Origin of the sequence: Natronorubrum halalkaliphilum (assembly GCF_009834785.1) — an archaeon.
In the GTDB taxonomy this organism is placed as follows: Archaea; Halobacteriota; Halobacteria; order Halobacteriales; family Natrialbaceae; genus Natronorubrum; species Natronorubrum halalkaliphilum.
In genome coordinates, this window is the sequence record NZ_WUYX01000023.1 from 55,163 (window position 1) to 72,167 (window position 17,005).

Sequence of the window (17,005 nt, forward strand, 5' to 3'; positions counted from 1 at the left end):
GACAGTTTCCGATTCGACACGGTCTGGCGCTCCGTGCCAGTAATACCCGGTATAGGGGCCGCTTACAGGCGAAAATATTCGCTCCCAGAACGGAAACTGTTGGCTCAGGGATCGGATTCGGCTTCCGTGATCGCGTTCGAAACGTCGTCGTGTGCTGCTTCCCGCTCGTCGGCTTCCTCGTCGGAGACCGGCGAATCGGAATCGGAATCGGAAACGGGTTCCGACTCGGTATCGTCACCGTCCTCCGGTGGCACATCGTCGTCTTTCGTCTCCGGCGTACTCGTCGGCGTCGGAATATCGATGCCGGCCAGGTCGGCCGCGAGCTGTCGGTAGCCGACCGCCGCGGGGCCATCTGGCTCGTAGACGACCAGCGGCGTTCCGGCGTAGACGCTCTCGCGGGCCGCGGGATCGTCGGGGATCGTCCCCAGCAGAGGGGTTCCTAACTGATCGGCGATTTCCTCGTAGGCGATATCGCTGTCCGGCCGCGTCCGGGTTACGATCAGCCCGGTCACCTCGCCGCCTGCCCGCTCGGTCAACTCGAGGGTCTTCTTCGAATCGTGAACGGCCGCGGGTTCGGGCGTCGATACGAGGAGGACGGAGTCGGCGAGTCCCAGCGGAAGCACGGTCTCGTGGCTGACGCCGGCACCGACGTCGAGAAAGACGTAATCGAACTGGGAGCGGAGATCGTCGACGACCTCGCGAAGGCCCTCGGGGGAGGTGTCGGCGTACTCGTCGAGGCTGGTCCCGCTCGGAACTGCCACGATGTTCTCTGTGATTCGATAGGTGGCGTCGTCGATCGATGCGTCACCGGACAACACGTCGTGCAGCGTCGTCGAGTCGGGGGTCAGGCTGACGAACCCGGAGAGGTTCGCCATGCCGAGGTCGACGTCGACGATGGCGACGCGCTCGCCGGCCTGGGCGAGCGCCGTCCCGAGGTTTACCGTCGTCGTCGTCTTGCCGACACCGCCTTTCCCGCTCGCGATAGCATAGACCGTCTCGTGAGACATACTGGATACTGTCCGGACAGTAGAACGGAAGCACCGTGAATCTTGCCCCCTGCGTTCGACCGGTGATAGTCATGCCAAAATAACAACAAAATGAACCCTTTTGACGTCCGCGTCGCGAGCGATCGACTCTCCGCAGCGTCCGCCGGGGCCGAACGCTCTTCGGCAGTCGTTGACACGTCGAACGGTGTGTCAAAGGATTCTTACCCACAGCCCCGATTTATACGGGTAATGAGCCAGGAGGGCGAGCAGGAGCAATCCGACCGGAAAAAGTACGAGTTCCGGAAGGTTATCGAGGATCTCAAGGACTTCGATGGCTCCGGAACGCAGCTCGTGACGATCTACGTCCCCGACGACAGACAGATCAGCGACGTTGTCCAACACGTGACCCAGGAGCACAGCGAAGCGGCTAACATCAAATCCAAGCAGACCCGAACGGCCGTTCAGGACGCGCTGACGAGCCTCAAAGACAGACTCCGGTACTACGACACTTTTCCACCGGACAACGGTCTCGTGCTGTTCTCCGGAGCCGTCGACTCCGGCGGCGGCCGGACCGACATGGTCACCAAAGTACTCGAGAGCCCGCCCCAGCCCGTCGAGTCCTTCCGCTATCACTGCGACTCGGACTTTCTCACCGAGCCGTTAGAGGAGATGCTCGCGGACAAGGGTCTCTACGGCCTGATCGTCCTCGATCGGCGCGAAGCCAACGTCGGCTGGCTGAAAGGCAAGCGCATCGAACCGGTCAAATCCGCCTCCTCGCTCGTTCCCGGCAAACAGCGTAAGGGTGGCCAGTCCGCACAGCGATTCGCCCGACTGCGCCTCGAGGCCATCGACAACTTCTATCAGGAAGTCGCGGGCATGGCTAACGATCTGTTCGTCCCCAAGCGCCACGAGATCGACGGGATCCTCGTCGGCGGTCCCTCGCCGACCAAAGACGAGTTCCTCGACGGGGACTACCTCCATCACGAACTGCAAGACGAGGTTCTGGGCAAGTTCGACGTCGCCTACACCGACGAATCCGGCCTGAAGGATCTGGTCGACAACGCCGAAGACGCGCTGGCCGACGCCGAGGTGATGAAGGACAAAAAGCAGATGGAGGAGTTCTTCGAGGAACTCAACGCGGGCGACCTCGCGACCTACGGGTTCGACCAGACCCGCAGGAACCTCGTGATGGGCGCGGTCGACCGACTCCTGATCAGCGAGGATCTGCGGAAGGACGTCATTACCTACGACTGCGGCGAGTGTGGCAACACCGACCGCGAGGTCGTAGACCGACGCAAGTCCACCTCGGCACACACCTGTACGGACTGCGGAAGCGACGTCGAAGCGAGCGACGAGGACCGCGAGGACGCGATCGACCACCTCATCGACATCGCCGAACAGCGCGGAACTGAGACCAAGTTCATCTCGACCGACTTCGAGAAGGGCGAACAGCTTCTCAACGCCTTCGGCGGGTTCGCGGGCGTGTTGCGGTACTCGACGGGCGTCTAAGGTGTTCCTGTCGCTCTCCTGTCTCTCCTCTTTCACGGTCTTTTTCGCTCTCCCCTACTCTCACCCCTTCGCGCCGTCCCCACTGCTTCCCGCGCTGCGCTCCGCTAACTGTCGATCCTGGGGATCGATCACTTCGAGAAGGTTGCTTTCCTCGAGTGACGGTCAGCCGGGTCGAATCGGTCTTACCAGCGCGCGGTAATCCGTCCGGCCGCGGGAGAACGAGTGAATTATCGGTTATTTCCCGTAACGGTGTGGTCCTTTTTCGAATACTCGATCGGGATTTCCCGCAGTATGTGGCCGAACGGACCGACGCGTAGAGGTATTCTCAAGGGTGTCGCCGGTGGGAGTATCGTTCCGATTGCGATGCGGCCCGAGACCGTTGCGACGACCGCCGCGTTCCAGGAGACGCCGATCGCCGTAACAATTCTCGAGACGAATACACCCGTCGAGACCGGGGCCGTCCTCGAGGTGACGGCCGAGGTCGAAAACGGCGGAACCGACCCCATCGACACGGCTGCTACGCTCGTCGTCGGAGACGACCCGACCGTGGTCGACAACCAGTCCGTCGAAATCGAGCCCGGAGCGACGGCGACGGTCGACCTCTCGTTCGAGACGGCGACCGTCGCTAACGATCAGGAGTTTCCGGTCTGGGTCGTCGTCGACGACGCCGTCGATCGGACGAGCGCGTTCGTCTACGTCGATGAACCGCCGGTCGACGTGACCGTCCTCGAGACGAACGACCCCGTCGTATCGGGCGAGTTCCTCGAAGTCACCGCGCGGATCGAAAACGAGAGCGGGAGCGAAACGACGCGGGACGTGTCGCTCGTCGTCGGGCACGATCCACAGGAGGTCGATTCGGAGGCAGTGACGGTCGGCGCCGACGAGGCAACGACGGTTACACTGGGGTTCCAGACGGCGGCGATCGACACTGACCAGGAGTTTCCCGTCCGGGTCGAGACGGGGACCGAGACGGCGGAACAGAGCGTCCTCGTTTACGCGGACGAACCCACGGTGCCGGTCGATATTCTCCGAACCAACGACCCCGTTGCGGCTGGCGAATTCCTCGAGGTAACGGTACAGCTCGAAAACACCGCTGAGAGCGCAGTGACCGAGGAAATCGCGCTGATCGTCGGCCACGATCCGCAGCAAGTGGATTCCGAACTCGTCACGCTGGACCCCGGACTGAGGCGATCGGTTTCACTGGGTTTCGAGACGGCCGTCGTCGAGAGCACACAGGAGTTCCCGATCCGGGTCGAAAGCGACGACGCTGCCGCCGAACGGACCGTGCAGGTTCTCGGCACCGACGACGATCCCGTCGAAACGGACGTGACGTTTCCCTCTTGTACGCGAGCCGAAGTCTCCGGCACGTTCGGGGCGGGCGATAACGTGGCGGCGAGTACGGGATTCTACGACGAGACGGGTGGTGAGCCCCTCTACGGCAACACGCGCATGGAGGACTGGATCGAGATCGGCACCCACGTCGATCCACCGTTTTCGGGAACGATCGTCTTCGAAATCGGCGAGGAACGCAGCGTCTCCGAAACGGACGGCGGGATACGGGTCGAAGTTCCGGCGTACGGCGATCTGGGGACCGTCCTGTCGGGTATCACGTTACCCGAGGATTACGCGACGGCGACGATCACCCACGGCAATCCACAGGCCGGGTCGTGTCTCGACGAGATTGCCGACGACGGCGAGGACGAAGACGAGACGGACGACGATGAGACGGATGATGACGACGAATCCGAGGAGGCGGCGCTCGACGTTTCGATCACCGGAACGAACGCACCCGTTCAGGCGGGCGAGTTCCTCGAGGTAACGGCCCAACTCACGACCACCGGTGGCGAAACGGTGACCCAGACCGTCTCACTCGTCGTCGGACACGACCCGCAGACAGTCGATTCGTCGTCGGTGACGCTCGAGCCGGGTACAAGCCAAACGGTGACGCTCGGTTACGAAACGTATGGGACCGAACGGACCACCGAGTTTCCGGCTCGAGTCGAGAGCGAGGACGATTCCGATGTTCGATCTGTCGAGGTAGTTGGGACCGGAGAAGAGCCGAACGAGGAAGTCGATGACGGCCCCGAAGCGGAGACAGACGAGGAGCCGGAAGAAGAGTCGGACGACGACTCGGATGGGGAGCCCACCGAAGAACCGGACACAGAGACGGATGACGAACCTGCCGAGGAACCACGTGAAGAGCCGGACGACGGGCCGGACACAGAACCGGACGATGGACCTACTGAGGAACCACCTGAAGAGCCGGACGACGGGCCAGATGAGGAATCGACCGAAGAACCGGACACAGAACCGGATGACGAACCTGCCGAGGAACCACCTGAAGAACCGGATGACCCCGAAACGAACGACGAGGCAACTCCCGACGCCGACGGCGGGTCGGCCGACGAGGGTGCGACAAACGACGATGCCGAAACCGGTGCTGACCCCGACGACGCCGCCGAAACGGAAGCTGAGGACGCGAACACACGTCTCGAGTTCCGGTAAAAACGACACTCTCAGACTACCGGTTCACCTGTCCTGATACGGATTGCTGTAACTATGTACCGGCGATCACCAGAGACGGGGTCGGTGATCGGCGGTAATTGACTACAGTAAACCGTATGAGACCTCCGACCGCGCGCCGCGACGATCGGCGCTGTTTTACCCGACGAAACCGTACCACCTCGAGAACTTTCGATGCCCTCGCCGCACTCGGACCGCGATGTCCTTCGAACCGTCGCCCAGCGACGCGCCCTTCTCGAGGCGCTCGCCGACGGTCCACGCCAGAAACGGGATCTCGTGGAGAGGCTCGACTGCTCACGATCGACGGTCGATCGGGGAGTTCGCGAGCTCGAGCAGGTGGAGTTCGTTCGACGCGAGGAGGGAGCGAGCGGCGGCTATCGGTTGACCGCCGCCGGACGCCTCGCCCTCGAGGCGTACCGTCGGAGCGTCGAAACATTTGAGGCGATCGGCGAGGCGACCGAAGTGCTCGGCTACGTCCCGCGGGATGCGCCGATGTCTTCCGCGTTACTCGAAGGAGCCCGCGTAACGGAACCGCCGTCACACGCACCGTACGAACCGCTCGAACGGCTGGTCGACGAAATCTCCGTCGCCAATCGAATTCGGGGTGTGATCGCCGCCGAACGGACGCCGAAGACCCGGACGCAACTCTACGATCGAACCGTCGAGGGGGATCTCGACGTCGAAGCCGTTCTTGCCGAAGACCTCGCGTCGTTTCTGATCGAACAGCACCCGGAGCAGGTCCGCGACGTCATTCTCGAGGGTGCGTTCGACATGTACGCCGTCGAGTCGGTCCCTTACGAGTTTACGATCATCGAGACGCCGACCGAATCGAAGGTGTTCGTCTTTATCCTGAACGAGACGGCGGAGATCCGCGGCGTCATCACGAACGAGACGGACGCAGCCCTCGAGTGGGCGAGCGACGTCTACGCGCAGATTCGGGCGACCGCACGCCCGCTGTCTCCGCCGTCGGACTGACTCTCGAGCACGAATCGTTGCTCCCGACCGGCCACAACCCTCAAGAAGTGACCTGGCGAACGTCACCAACGGCGACGACGGCCACAACGGTCGGGGTGGATGGCTGGGTGAAGGATGGCGTAAGGGGGCGAAGCCCCGTGAGTCGAGCCGGCGAGGGCACCGCGGACTCGATCTCACGGTCTTATCGCCGGACGGTGTTTCGTACCGCATCCCGTTTGAATCGGGAAATCACCGGTAGTTGACGCCGAGACAGTGGTGCTCTTCTACGCTTTGGCCGACCCACCTCAAAGCGTACCGCGGAGATGGACCGCATCGTCTGTGATTTTCTTGATACTGCCCTCGTCGAGCGGGTGAGACTCGTCGCTTCTCGAGGCCCAGCCGAGTTTGGCTTTTATGGTGTCTGTAATGCTCGGATCGGGTTCGACGTAGCCGTGACCGTCACGGACTTCGACGATCCGACCGATCTCGGTTCCGTCGGTGTTCAACACCCGTTTGCCTTCGTCGTCTTTCGTGATCGTGTCCTCAGTCATTGGTTGGCCATCGACCCGTTGATCATCCGGTGGGGTTCCGACAGTGCCGCTGAAAGCCTGATACGGACTGTTGTACCGAGGTCCCGGCGTACCCACGGCGGCTGTGGGTGTGCCGGTACTGCTCTCCGGTAGACCGTATGATACGTTGGCGGACGGGTCGGATATCGGGTCAAAGAATGCGCGACCAATAAAGCGGTAAAACCGTTTCCGTCACTCACGGATTAGTTACGAACCGATACGCCGACGGTGATCGATTAGTCAGTCACTACTGGCCGCCAGCCTGGTGTTGGCCGCCACCGCTCCCGATACAACAGAAGGGTTATGCCGGTAGTCACGTATTACCACTCGATCAATGGACGAATCCCCTCCCTTCGCCGCGTCGTTCGACGACCCTCGCATCACCACCCAGTTCTGTCGGCGGGTGGCCGGGTCGGACGGCGATTGTTTCCTTCTCGGCGTCGTCCACGACCACCCTGCAAGCATCGCACGCGTCGAAACCGTCCTCGAGGCGGTCGAGCCTGACACCCTCGCACTCGAACTTCCGACGGCGGCTCTCCCGCTGTATCGCGCCTACGCTCGCGACGGCACGGACGACTCTCCGCCTCGGTTCGGCGGCGAAATGAGCGCAGCGATTGACGCTGCTACCGCCGCTGACGTCGTTGGTATCGACGCCCCGAACTGGTCGTTCTTACGCCGACTCGTGACGCGACTGATCGCCGACCGCGTCTCGACGGCGACGGCCCGCCGCGTCATCTCGGGTCTCGGCGGGGCGACGCGGGAGGCCCTGACCTGTCGCGTCGCTGCGACGCTGACTCACGCGACGTCGATGACGATCGCCTGTGACGACCCGATCGAGTACGAGTGCGATCACGACGACTCGCCGGAGCGCCAGGCCGCCCACGAACGCTCGCACGTTGCCGGTGTACAGGCGTTGCTCGGGAGCGTCCAGACGGACGACAGCGCGCTCACCTACCGTGACGAAACGCGCGAACGGTGTATGATCGATCGCCTCGAGGAGCTTCGTGAGACTACCGACGGTGACGTCGTCGCCGTCGTCGGCGTCGATCACCTCGAGACGCTCGCGGATTCGCTGGCGGCGTAGCCACTCGACTTCTCGCGGCTGTCTCGACTGCACGATAGCTGTGGTCCGATAAAGGACGACACCGCCGCATTACCGCTGTACGGGCGGTTCGATCAAAATTTCGCCGTCGCTTTTGACCGTTACGTAGTGTTCGTGGATGGCAAACGAAAGCGAGCCACCGCTTCGTGGTCGGCCGTCGTGGCGCGGTCGAAAGAGTTGATCGAGCGCATCGGGATCGACGGCGTCGTACAGCGAGATGCGGCTGTCGGTAACATCGGTCCCCAGACAGTCGGCCAGCGCGTGGGCCACGGTCGTACTGAGCGTCGCCGGGCCGTCGGGATCGTGCGTAACGCGATACACCGATGGAGAGCGAGACTGGGGGGCGGGGGAACGGGGGGTCTGTCCGTACATGACTATTCGACTTCTCTCTGCTATCTTTGCTTGAAGGATAAAAGCGTAATCGTTTATTACTCCATCGAGTGGGCGTCTCGCCTGCGGTTTTCTATAATATTTTAAGATAGTATCGAATTAGTGAACGACCGACTATCGACCCGGTCGCCTCAGCGGGCATTCGAAAGCGACTCGAGCGCCAGCCCCGACTCCTACTGTCGCAGCGACGAGATGCAGTTCCAGCAGTACGTAAACGTCTGATCGGCGTCGTTTCGAACGCCGCAGTGCGGACAGCGAATCGTCTCGCCGTCGAACTCGAGTTCGTGGTCGTCCTCGAGTTCCTCGGGGTCGTCGATGTCGTCGGGTGCGCGAGGGTAATGGTCGGATCCAGGCGTCGTCCGAGGGCTCGCCCGATTGGGGTCGGCAAACGATGGCGAGCCCGCGTTTTCACCGTCATCGCCGCGGACGTAAACGTAGTACAGTATCAGGTGGAGAAGGGCGAATAACACCACGTATCCGATGAGCCAGCCCCAGAGCTCCATCGGTATGATATTCGTTCTCAAGGCACTTGGATATTCCCCGTATTGCGAAGGGCAAAGCGTAACGAAACGAAGACTGAACGGGGAGCTTATAGGATGAACGGGCGCAAAACCTCGCGCTTCAGTGCGGGGAGGATGTCAAAGGTCGCGGCCGAACTCGTCGAAGACCTCGAGATCGTCGGGGAGGTCGTACTCGATCCGTCGTTGCTCTTGTCGGTTGACGCCAGCCTCCTCGAGAGGGGTTGCGACGTCTTCCCAGCCGGGTTTGATCTTGACGCTCTTCGCCGGCATCCCGATGGCGATGTGGTGGGCGGGAATGTCGTGTTGGACGATCGCACGTGCGCCGACAATGGCGTTCTCGCCGACCTTGCAGCCGGCACGGACCATAGCGTCGTAGGTCAGCCGCACGTCGTCTTCGACGACGGTGTGATAGTTTCGGACTTCGGTCTGGTCGACGACGTCATGATCGTGGCTGTAGACGTGTACGCCGTCGGAGACCGAAACGCGATCGCCGATGGTGAGCTTCCCGCGATCGTCGAGGTGGACGTCGTCGTGGACGACCGTGTTGTCGCCGATCGTGATGTTGTGGCCGTAGGTAAACGAGATCCCTTTGAAGAACCGACAATTCTCGCCACACGATTCGAAGAGGTGGTCGGCCAGCATCCGGCGAAATCGCAGGGCGAATTCGACGTTATCCGCGATCGGTAGACTGTCGAACTGCCGCCAGAGCCACTGGAGGTGTTTCGACCGGCGGAACTGGTCCTCGTCCTTTTCGGCGTAGTACTCGCTCTCGAGGGTCGTATTACAGGGATCGTAGCTCTGCAGACGTACCTGTTCGGCCGGCGAGACCGATTCGCCGTTCTGCCAGCGATCGTAGGCCTCGCGGTCGCCCGAGAGATCGATCAGCACGTCCTCGACGACGGAACACGTATCTTCGTCGCTCGATAGCCGTCTGTCGACCTCGTCGATGAACTCGCGCATCCCCGCCTCCGCCTCGTCGGGAAGCGAGACGTACCGCTTTGTCATACCTCGAGGTATCGCCCGCGGCGTTCATAGGGGTTCGGTTGTGCGGTCGATTTGCCGGGGCACGCGCGCCGTCGGATCAACCCGACGACCGATCTCGCCCCGACCCGACGACCGATCCCGTCCTGTGCAATCAAGCGGTACTTCCGGATACGCCCCCTCGAGACCGGTATGGGCTCCGTTCGGAACGGACGGTACTACGCTCGGGAGCTCTGGCGACGGCTCGCACACTACGGCCGGAAACGCCGCGAAGGGTACCGGGACCACGGCTCGCTCGAGCGTGCGGCCGAGACGATCCTGGCCGAACGGGCCGAACGAGGCTTCGCGTCGGGCGGGCACTTTCGCGGCGTCTGGCCCCGAGACCTTTGTTTCGCCGCACGCGGGCTTACCGCTGCGGGATTCGACGACGCCGCTGGGGACGCGGGACGCTGGATCGCCGATCAGCTCTCGGACGTCTTCTACACCGACTTTCACGATCGGTTTCACGCCGCGACGCCGTCGGAAGGGGTCGACACGTTCCCCGCGCTCGTTCTCTTGCTCGCCGAAACGGGTCGGCTCCGCGAACGCGCCGAGACGATCGCCGACCTCGCCGTCCATCACCGCGAGAAGTTCGTCGCCGATTCGGGGTTGGTCACGGGCTCGGGCAGCTCCTGGTGGGACTCGGCGGCCGCGCCGCGGGAAGCGTACAACACTGCACTGTTGCTCGCCGCGGTCGAGCGTCTCGAGGAACGAGCGGTCGAGACGACGTTTACGGGCGAGTCCGAGACGATTCGGGACGCCCTGTACTCGAACCTCTGGAACGGCCGGTACTTCGACGAACACCGTCATCCGCGGCGCGGTCGCAGTCTCGGCGGCGGTCGCGGCCGACGCTCCGGCTCCGGTTCGTCGGTACTCGCCTGTGACGCCAACGTCGTCCCGCTCTATCTCGGCGTGGTCGACGACGAGCGCGCGGCCTCGATCGTCGCCTCGCTCGAGCGTCTCGAGACGCCGCATGGACTCCGCATGCGCGCCCGCCCGTTCTCGCACGCGGCGGTCCACCCGTTCTTCCTCCTGCACCGGGACTACCACTACCACATCTGGCCCTGGAACGGGTTCATGTACGCCGTCGGGCTCCGACGGTACGGGTTCGACGAGCGCGCCCGGCGGGAAGTCGCCCGGCTCGAGTCACTGCTCGCGCCGTACGGGAACTTCCTCGAGATCTGTACGCTCGAAGGAGAGCCCTACATCAAGCGCGGATACGCGAGCGCGGAGGATTTCACCGTCGCCGCGGCGCTGTGGACGGAGTACAGACGGCGGACCTGACAGGAGTACGGCTACGACGAGTACCTCGACTGCTCGAGAACTCGCCCGAAAACGATCACCCCGTCTCGAGCAACGTCCTCCGGACGTCGAAACCGGACGCGGGCACCGAGACTACCGCGTCGTCGAAATTCCGAAGGGCAAACTCGGGGATATTCATCCGCACCGACGGCTCTAACTCGCCGGTCCGGTTCACGATCCACTGCCCGTGTTTTCACAACCTCTCGGCGCTCCCGGAGATGGTCCAAGGCGAGTACGTTGTCGGCCTGCTCGCCTCGCTTGATAGTCCCCATATCGTCCGCGACAGCGTCGATCGCTGAGACGTCCCGTTCTATCCCGTCTCACCCGCGCTATTCGGGTCCCGCGTCTCTCGACTGCTCGTCGCCATCGCGTTCCTCGAGGTACTCGAGGCAATGATTTCGGGCTGCGAGGATGTAGTCGGCGGTTTCTCCCGACGCTTTTTGGGCCAACCCGTCGAGTTTCTCGGTAATCTCGGCGATTCGGTCGATCTTTGGCCCCGGATCCGACTGGGTCAGATGCCCGTCCTGCTCTTCGAACACGCCTGCAGTGATCGAGTCCAACTGTGATTTCACGGTGCGATCGGCACCGTCGGTCGCTCGCTGGAGCTGTTCACGAACTCGCTTTAGGTGTTCCTCGGGTTCGTGGCCGCGGTCGCGGTCGTTGTCGCGGTTCTGTCCGGGAGTCTCGTTCGCCATACTGGCGGACCAACGCCGAGTCGGGTAGGCCTCCGGCTTGCCGGTGACGGGGGCAAAGACGGGAACGAACGGCGTCTCGATTCAAGGGGCCTTTTGTCCCACACTCGAGCCGTTTTCCCAACCCAAATTATCAATTACTATACCTATCGATCGAAGTTCGTCACAGGAACCTGCAAAATAGTCTGGTACCAGTGACGGAATAGCGAAACATTAAGTGCGACGGTCCGCAGACACCGAACGGATGTCGATCGACCGTTGGCAGCAGGCTGTGACGGCGCTTCGCTCTTACTGGACGGCCCTCGAGCGAGATTGGCAGAGCGTCGCCGTCGGTGTGGCAACCGTCGCACTGACTACCGTGTTCGGTGTACAGATACCCTGGTAGTGATATGGCTGTCTACCGGCTGCTTCCGGGACTTCTCGTGCTCTGTCTCGGTGCAATTCTGGCACGGGCAATCGAACTGACAGCCGGATTCAATCACTTGCTCGTCGCCATCGCCCTCGGGTTCGTCCTGGCGAACGGCCTCGGTATTCCGTCCCGCCTCGAGCCGGGTCTCGCCACTCACAAGCTCTGGCTCGGTGCGGGTATCGTTCTTATGGGCGCGTCGCTGACGTTGAACACTATCCTCGAGGCCGGCGCGGTCGTCCTGTTCGTCGTCGTTCTCGTCACCGGACTGACGATCGCCCTCGTCGAACTCCTCTCGCGGAACGTCTTCGGGCTGGCCGACCGACTCGGGTCGTTGCTCGCGGCCGGAGCCGGTATCTGTGGGGTTTCGGCGGTCGTGGCAGTTGCCGGTGCGATACGTGCACGAGAGGGCCAGATCGCCTACGCGGCGGCGACGGTCCTGCTGTTCGATGCGGCCACCATCGTCGTCTATCCGATCGTCGGCGACCTACTCGGTTTATCGGACGTCGTCTTCGGAATCTGGGCCGGTGTTAGCATGTTCTCGACGGGACCGGTTGTCGCGGTCGGGTTCGCCCGTTCGGAGCTCGCCGGCCAGTGGGCGACGATGACGAAACTCGCACGGAACGCCCTGATCGGCGTCGTCGTTCTCGGCTACGCGAGCTACTACGCACGCACAGGCGAGGGGGCTCGCCCGTCCGTTCGAACCCTCTGGGACGAGTTCCCGAAGTTCGTTCTCGGGTTCCTCGCGCTCGTGGTCCTCGCGAGCGCGGGCGTTTTTTCGCCGGCCCAGCGCGCATCGATCGAAAACGCCTACAGCTGGCTGTTCGTGCTGGCGTTCGTCGGTCTCGGCACCGAAATCAGACTTGCTGGGCTTCGAAACACCGGCCTGCTACCCGTCATCGTCGTGCTGTTATCGTTGCTCGTCGGCAGCACACTGTCGCTTCTGTTGCTCGCGCTGTTGTTCTGAGCACCGAATCCGATTCAGTTCGCTTTCCACTGCGAGACGCGACCGACTATCGACAGTTCAGCAGGGTGTCCGACGACCGTCGGAGGTCGCGGCAACATTGTCCATTCCGGTCGAGGGATGGTTCCCGATCCGGTTTGCACGCTTCGACGATCTCACGTATCGACGATTCCGTCTTCCGTAACTCGAGACGGAAGCGATCAGCTCATCTTATCGTTCGTAGAGTGCAGCCACCTCGGGTCTGTGGTGCTCTATCGCCGATACTGTTAGAACGTCTCTCTTTCTGTCAGTTGTGTGTGTCTCTCACGCACCCTAACGAGAGTTTTGCTGGTTTCGAGTTATGAACCGAAGAATTGCTGCGTCGCGAGCCGATACAAGGGTGTAGTGGATAAGGGCGTACACTCATGGAACGAACCTATTCGCGTCGTTCTGCGTTGCGTCTTGCAGGAGTTGGCTCGGCAGTCTCGCTCGCCGGCTGTACGTCGCTGCTCGGCGAAAGCGCCGACGTCCGTATCTCGGGTGGAGTCGGTCCGCTGCCGATGGTTCAGGTATGGGCGGACATGTACGAAGAAGCAACCGACACCGTGTTCGATATCTCCGGTGGCGGCACCGGCGTCGGCGTTAACGACCTTCTCAACGGACAGGTAGATGTCGCGATGATGGGGCGTGACCCCGAAGAAGACGAGATCGATCAAGGACTGTTCGCCGTCCCGATGCTGATCGACACCGTCGTCGGAACTGTCAACGTCGACAACCCCGTCCTCGATGAACTCCAGGAGAACGGCCTGTCCCGGCAGGATCTCGAGGATATCTTCACGCGGGAGATCACGAACTGGGGCGAACTCGTCGACGACGATGTCGACGAGGAAATCGTGGTGTACGGTCGATCGGACACCTCGGCGGCCTACAAACAGTGGGGGGACTTCCTCGCGGGCGAAGACGACTACTACACCGAGAACGAACTCGAAAACCTCGCCGACGAGAACCACAACGGCGATCAAGCCGTCGCCGAGGCCATCGGCCGCAACGAGAACGCCGTCTCGCTGAACAACATCAACTACGTCTACGAGCTAGAGAGCGGCGAACTCGAGGGCGACGTCCGCCCGATTCCGCTCGACATCGATGGAGAAGGTCTCTCCGAGGAAGAGGACTTCTACGAGACTCGCGACGAATTCCTCGCCGCCGTCGAGGAGGGAACGTATCCCGCACCGCCGGCACGCGAGATGTATCTCGCCTCGGACGGCGGGTTCGAGGGCGACGCCGCGGACTTCGTCGAGTGGGTCCTCACGGACGGGCAGGAACACGTCCGGGACAACGGCTACGTCCCGCTCGAGGACGATCGTCTCGAGGAAGCACAGAACAACCTCGAAGCGGGGCCATAACCTGAACGATGGAGGGTTCGACGGATACGGCGGCGTCCGAAGGCCGAAGCCGTCTTGGCCGGCGGCTGCTCACCGAGCGGCTGAGTAGCTACTGGCTGCAGGGAGCCGGCTACTTCGCGATCGCGCTGTTTGCCTTCATCGTGTTGGCGCTGCTCTACCAGTCGCTGCCGCTGCTGTCGGAGTACTCGCTGGTTCAGGTGCTGGCCTCGTCGAACTGGAACCCCGCGGAAAACGAGTTCGGGTTCCTGCCGGCGATCGTGGGCACGATCTACGTGACCGCGCTCACGATGGTGATGGGCACGCCGATCGCGATTCTCGCGGCGATCTACATCGCCGAGTACGCCGAGGGTCGAACGAAGACGCTCGTCTCGTCGTTCATCGACGTGCTCGCGGCGATTCCGAGCGTCATCTTCGGACTGGTCGCCCTGATCGTCGTCGTCCCCTTCGTCGGCGACTACCTCGCGCCGGCTCTCGGCTCCGGCGCCACCGGGACCGGAATTTTCACCGTTAGTCTCGTCATGGCGATCGTCGTCACCCCGTTCATGATCTCGCTCGCCGTCGAGTCGCTCGAGGCCTTGCCGGACGAGTTGCGCGAGTCCTCGCTCGGCGTCGGAGCGACCAAGTGGGAGACGATCAGAATCGTGCTGTTGCGGGCTGCAGGCCCCGGTATCTTTTCGGCGGTGTTGCTCGGATTCGGTCGCGTCTTCGGTGCGACGATCGTTCCCGCCATGCTCATCGGCGGCCAGACGCAACTGCCGAGTTCGCCGTTTTCGACGGGCCAGACCCTACCGACGCTGATCGTCAACGACTTCGGCGAGCTGATGTCGATACCGCTCACCCAGTCGGCGCTGATCTTCGTCGGCCTCATGCTGGTCGTCATCGTCTGGCTGTTCAACTTCTCGGCGATGCTCCTCCGTCGGTGGCTCCAACAGAGGTGGCAGTACTGATGGACCGATACGCCAAACAGCGGCTTTTCGGCCTGCTCGCGCGTGGATCCGCCGCACTGGTCGTTGCCGTCATGGTCCTGGTCGTCAGCGTCACGATCTTCAGAGGCGGACGCGTGCTCCTCACCGATCCGGCTATCGCGGTTACGCCACCCGGATCCCGGTACATGCTCGAGGGCGACGGCGGGTTCCTCCACGCGGTGCTCGGGAGTCTCTTCATCGTCGTTCCGGCGACGATCGCGTCGGCGACGCTCGCCGTCTCGACGGCGATCTACCTCCAGAGCGACTACTCGAGCGAGCGGTTTTCGGACGTCGTCAACATGTTCCTGAACGTCCTCTGGGGGACGCCCCCGATCGTCTACGGCGTGTTCATCCTGACCGTGATCATCGCGGTCGGCGCACAGACGAGCCTGTTCTTCGGGATCATCGCCATCGGTATCTTCCAGTACCCGATCATGACCCGGTACACCGACGAGGCGCTACGATCCGCACCCGACACGGTGCGGGAAGCAACGTACGGTCTCGGCGGGACCCGGTTCGAGACCGCGCTGATGACGCTGCGCGCGGCGATGCCGGGCATCATCGCCGGGATCATCATGGGCTTCGCCCGCGGGATCGGCGACGCCGCGACGGTGCTGTTCACCGCCGGACGGAGTACGCGGATGCCGGCCGGGCTCTTCGAACCGTCGACGACGCTGCCGGTCCTCATCTTCGATCAGGCGATGTCGTTTAACGCCGAGGTTCGCTCCCACGCCTACGCCGCGTCGTTCGTCCTCATCGTCGCCGTGCTCGGGCTGATCATCGTCTCGAAACTGCTGGCCGGGCGGTACGCCCGGTTCGCCCCAGGAGGTCGCAACTCATGACAGACACTGCACTCACCACGGAAAATCTCGCCGTAACGTACACCGGAAACCGCGAAGTGGAGGCCCTGAAAGGCGTCAGTCTCGAGTTCCCTGCGAACCAGCTGACGGCCATCATCGGTCCCTCCGGCTGTGGCAAGTCGACGCTGCTGAAGTCGTTGAACCGCCTCCACGAGATCCAGCCGAACGTCGAGATCACCGGCGACGTGTTGCTGCGCGACCGGTCGGTCTACAACACCGACGAGCCGGTGCCGGAACTTCGAAAACGGATCGGCTACGTCCCACAGAAGCCGACGCCGCTGCCCCTGTCGATCTACGAAAACGTCGCGTACGGGCTAAAGATCCACGGACGCTGTGACTCGAAGGACGAACTCGACGAGCGCGTCGAGACCTACCTCCGGAAGGTAAACCTCTGGGACGAAGTGAAGGATCGGCTGGACGCTCCCGGCGCCGAACTCTCGACGGGACAGATCCAGCGGCTCTGTCTCGCCCGCTCGCTGGCCGTCGAACCGGAGGTGTTGCTCTGTGACGAGGTTACCTCCGCGCTCGACCCAATCTCCGCCGAGACGGTCGAAGAGACCCTCGCGGACCTCAAGGAGGAGTACACGATCATCATGGTCACCCACAGTATGGACCAGGCGAAACGGCTCGCCGACGAGGTCGTCTTCCTCTATCTCGGCGACCTCATCGAGACCAACGACACGCGGTCGTTCTTCGAGAACCCACAGCACGAGCGGACCCAGCAGTTCGTCACGGGTCACACCGCGGTCGAGTACACCGAGTCCAGCGAGGAATCCGGAGCGGACTCGGAGACGGTGCCGGCCGAACGATAACGCGCCGCGTTTCTGCTCAGTCCTGTTCTTTTCCCCTTTCGTTCCGTC

17 protein-coding genes are annotated in these 17,005 nt (G+C 62.6%); 11 read left to right on the forward strand and 6 right to left on the reverse strand.

Annotated elements, in window-relative coordinates; translation table 11 throughout:
* Positions 1 to 104 precede the first annotated feature (104 nt).
* Positions 105 to 1,007 (reverse strand): cell division ATPase MinD, encoded by a 903-nt coding sequence (minD, locus tag GS429_RS06335; protein WP_160063776.1) that lies wholly within the window; start codon positions 1,005 to 1,007, stop codon positions 105 to 107.
* 228 nt (positions 1,008 to 1,235) lie between these two features.
* On the opposite strand from minD, the gene prf1 reads away from it, so the two are divergent.
* From prf1 to GS429_RS06350, 3 genes are all read left to right on the forward strand, one after another.
* A complete protein-coding gene (gene prf1, locus GS429_RS06340) occupies positions 1,236 to 2,495 on the forward strand; it encodes a peptide chain release factor aRF-1 (protein ID WP_160063778.1) in 1,260 nt (419 codons plus the stop codon).
* A 363-nt stretch (positions 2,496 to 2,858) separates the two neighbouring features.
* Entirely contained in the window at positions 2,859 to 5,000 is a 2,142-nt protein-coding gene (locus tag GS429_RS06345) for a COG1361 family protein (protein ID WP_160063780.1), read from the forward strand.
* Between the two features lie 192 nt (positions 5,001 to 5,192).
* A complete protein-coding gene (locus GS429_RS06350) occupies positions 5,193 to 5,993 on the forward strand; it encodes a helix-turn-helix transcriptional regulator (RefSeq protein ID WP_160063782.1) in 801 nt (266 codons plus the stop codon).
* A 284-nt stretch (positions 5,994 to 6,277) separates the two neighbouring features.
* Here the strand turns inward: GS429_RS06350 and GS429_RS06355 are convergent, their stop codons facing one another.
* Positions 6,278 to 6,523 (reverse strand): PRC-barrel domain containing protein, encoded by a 246-nt coding sequence (locus tag GS429_RS06355; protein WP_160063784.1) that lies wholly within the window; start codon positions 6,521 to 6,523, stop codon positions 6,278 to 6,280.
* Positions 6,524 to 6,875: 352 nt separating this feature from the next.
* On the opposite strand from GS429_RS06355, the gene GS429_RS06360 reads away from it, so the two are divergent.
* On the forward strand, positions 6,876 to 7,625 hold the full coding sequence (locus GS429_RS06360; RefSeq protein WP_160063786.1) for a hypothetical protein: 750 nt from the start codon (positions 6,876 to 6,878) through the stop codon (positions 7,623 to 7,625).
* Between the two features lie 69 nt (positions 7,626 to 7,694).
* Here GS429_RS06360 and GS429_RS06365 read toward each other — a convergent pair whose 3' ends face one another.
* The 3 genes from GS429_RS06365 to GS429_RS06375 form a co-directional block, all read right to left on the reverse strand.
* Positions 7,695 to 8,015 (reverse strand): HalOD1 output domain-containing protein, encoded by a 321-nt coding sequence (locus tag GS429_RS06365; RefSeq protein ID WP_160063788.1) that lies wholly within the window; start codon positions 8,013 to 8,015, stop codon positions 7,695 to 7,697.
* A 191-nt stretch (positions 8,016 to 8,206) separates the two neighbouring features.
* Positions 8,207 to 8,536: a DUF7577 domain-containing protein gene (locus GS429_RS06370; RefSeq protein ID WP_160063790.1), complete on the reverse strand. Its 330-nt coding sequence runs from the start codon at positions 8,534 to 8,536 to the stop codon at positions 8,207 to 8,209.
* Positions 8,537 to 8,671: 135 nt separating this feature from the next.
* A complete protein-coding gene (locus tag GS429_RS06375; RefSeq protein WP_160063792.1) occupies positions 8,672 to 9,559 on the reverse strand; it encodes an acyltransferase in 888 nt (295 codons plus the stop codon).
* Between the two features lie 168 nt (positions 9,560 to 9,727).
* On the opposite strand from GS429_RS06375, the gene GS429_RS06380 reads away from it, so the two are divergent.
* Together GS429_RS06380 and GS429_RS06385 are read left to right on the forward strand one after the other, a co-directional pair.
* Positions 9,728 to 10,858, forward strand: coding sequence for an MGH1-like glycoside hydrolase domain-containing protein (locus GS429_RS06380; RefSeq protein ID WP_160063794.1), 1,131 nt, complete (start codon positions 9,728 to 9,730; stop codon positions 10,856 to 10,858).
* Complete coding sequence (locus GS429_RS06385) at positions 10,831 to 11,175, forward strand: NADH-quinone oxidoreductase subunit D-related protein (protein WP_328821274.1); 345 nt, start codon at positions 10,831 to 10,833, stop codon at positions 11,173 to 11,175. The genes GS429_RS06380 and GS429_RS06385 overlap by 28 nt, the downstream gene beginning before the upstream one ends.
* A 30-nt stretch (positions 11,176 to 11,205) precedes the next feature.
* Here the strand turns inward: GS429_RS06385 and GS429_RS22105 are convergent, their stop codons facing one another.
* Positions 11,206 to 11,571, reverse strand: a complete 366-nt coding sequence (locus GS429_RS22105) for a DUF7553 family protein (protein ID WP_235920748.1) — start codon at positions 11,569 to 11,571, stop codon at positions 11,206 to 11,208.
* 386 nt (positions 11,572 to 11,957) lie between these two features.
* Here GS429_RS22105 and GS429_RS06395 point away from each other — a divergent pair, with 386 nt between their 5' ends.
* The 5 genes from GS429_RS06395 to GS429_RS06415 all read left to right on the forward strand — a co-directional run bounded on the left by GS429_RS06395 (position 11,958) and on the right by GS429_RS06415 (position 16,957).
* Positions 11,958 to 12,941 carry a YeiH family protein gene (locus GS429_RS06395; RefSeq protein WP_160063796.1) on the forward strand — a complete coding sequence of 328 codons (984 nt, stop codon included), beginning with the start codon at positions 11,958 to 11,960 and terminating at the stop codon, positions 12,939 to 12,941.
* A gap of 401 nt (positions 12,942 to 13,342) precedes the next feature.
* Positions 13,343 to 14,320, forward strand: coding sequence for a PstS family phosphate ABC transporter substrate-binding protein (locus tag GS429_RS06400; protein WP_201293971.1), 978 nt, complete (start codon positions 13,343 to 13,345; stop codon positions 14,318 to 14,320).
* A gap of 8 nt (positions 14,321 to 14,328) precedes the next feature.
* Entirely contained in the window at positions 14,329 to 15,267 is a 939-nt protein-coding gene (pstC, locus tag GS429_RS06405; RefSeq protein WP_160063798.1) for a phosphate ABC transporter permease subunit PstC, read from the forward strand.
* The gene (locus GS429_RS06410) at positions 15,267 to 16,127 is read left to right on the forward strand and encodes a PstA family ABC transporter permease (RefSeq protein WP_160063800.1); all 861 of its coding nucleotides are present in this window, start codon (positions 15,267 to 15,269) and stop codon (positions 16,125 to 16,127) included. Before pstC ends, GS429_RS06410 begins: the two co-directional genes overlap by 1 nt.
* The gene (locus GS429_RS06415; protein ID WP_160063802.1) at positions 16,124 to 16,957 is read left to right on the forward strand and encodes a phosphate ABC transporter ATP-binding protein; all 834 of its coding nucleotides are present in this window, start codon (positions 16,124 to 16,126) and stop codon (positions 16,955 to 16,957) included. The genes GS429_RS06410 and GS429_RS06415 overlap by 4 nt, the downstream gene beginning before the upstream one ends.
* Positions 16,958 to 17,005: the final 48 nt, after the last annotated feature.

Excerpts from the sequence above, each read along its gene's own strand:
- GS429_RS06400 (WP_201293971.1), top strand. The coding sequence starts at position 13,343 with ATGGAACGAACCTATTCGCGTCGTTCTGCGTTGCGTCTTGCAGGAGTT.
- GS429_RS06410 (WP_160063800.1), top strand. The coding sequence starts at position 15,267 with ATGGACCGATACGCCAAACAGCGGCTTTTCGGCCTGCTCGCGCGTGGA.
- prf1 (WP_160063778.1), top strand. The coding sequence starts at position 1,236 with ATGAGCCAGGAGGGCGAGCAGGAGCAATCCGACCGGAAAAAGTACGAG.
- GS429_RS06345 (WP_160063780.1), top strand. The coding sequence starts at position 2,859 with ATGCGGCCCGAGACCGTTGCGACGACCGCCGCGTTCCAGGAGACGCCG.
- GS429_RS22105 (WP_235920748.1), bottom strand. The coding sequence starts at position 11,571 with ATGGCGAACGAGACTCCCGGACAGAACCGCGACAACGACCGCGACCGC.
- GS429_RS06375 (WP_160063792.1), bottom strand. The coding sequence starts at position 9,559 with ATGACAAAGCGGTACGTCTCGCTTCCCGACGAGGCGGAGGCGGGGATG.
- minD (WP_160063776.1), bottom strand. The coding sequence starts at position 1,007 with ATGTCTCACGAGACGGTCTATGCTATCGCGAGCGGGAAAGGCGGTGTC.
- GS429_RS06355 (WP_160063784.1), bottom strand. The coding sequence starts at position 6,523 with ATGACTGAGGACACGATCACGAAAGACGACGAAGGCAAACGGGTGTTG.
- GS429_RS06350 (WP_160063782.1), top strand. The coding sequence starts at position 5,193 with ATGCCCTCGCCGCACTCGGACCGCGATGTCCTTCGAACCGTCGCCCAG.
- GS429_RS06360 (WP_160063786.1), top strand. The coding sequence starts at position 6,876 with ATGGACGAATCCCCTCCCTTCGCCGCGTCGTTCGACGACCCTCGCATC.
- GS429_RS06380 (WP_160063794.1), top strand. The coding sequence starts at position 9,728 with ATGGGCTCCGTTCGGAACGGACGGTACTACGCTCGGGAGCTCTGGCGA.
- GS429_RS06365 (WP_160063788.1), bottom strand. The coding sequence starts at position 8,015 with ATGTACGGACAGACCCCCCGTTCCCCCGCCCCCCAGTCTCGCTCTCCA.
- GS429_RS06395 (WP_160063796.1), top strand. The coding sequence starts at position 11,958 with ATGGCTGTCTACCGGCTGCTTCCGGGACTTCTCGTGCTCTGTCTCGGT.
- GS429_RS06370 (WP_160063790.1), bottom strand. The coding sequence starts at position 8,536 with ATGGAGCTCTGGGGCTGGCTCATCGGATACGTGGTGTTATTCGCCCTT.
- pstC (WP_160063798.1), top strand. The coding sequence starts at position 14,329 with ATGGAGGGTTCGACGGATACGGCGGCGTCCGAAGGCCGAAGCCGTCTT.
- GS429_RS06415 (WP_160063802.1), top strand. The coding sequence starts at position 16,124 with ATGACAGACACTGCACTCACCACGGAAAATCTCGCCGTAACGTACACC.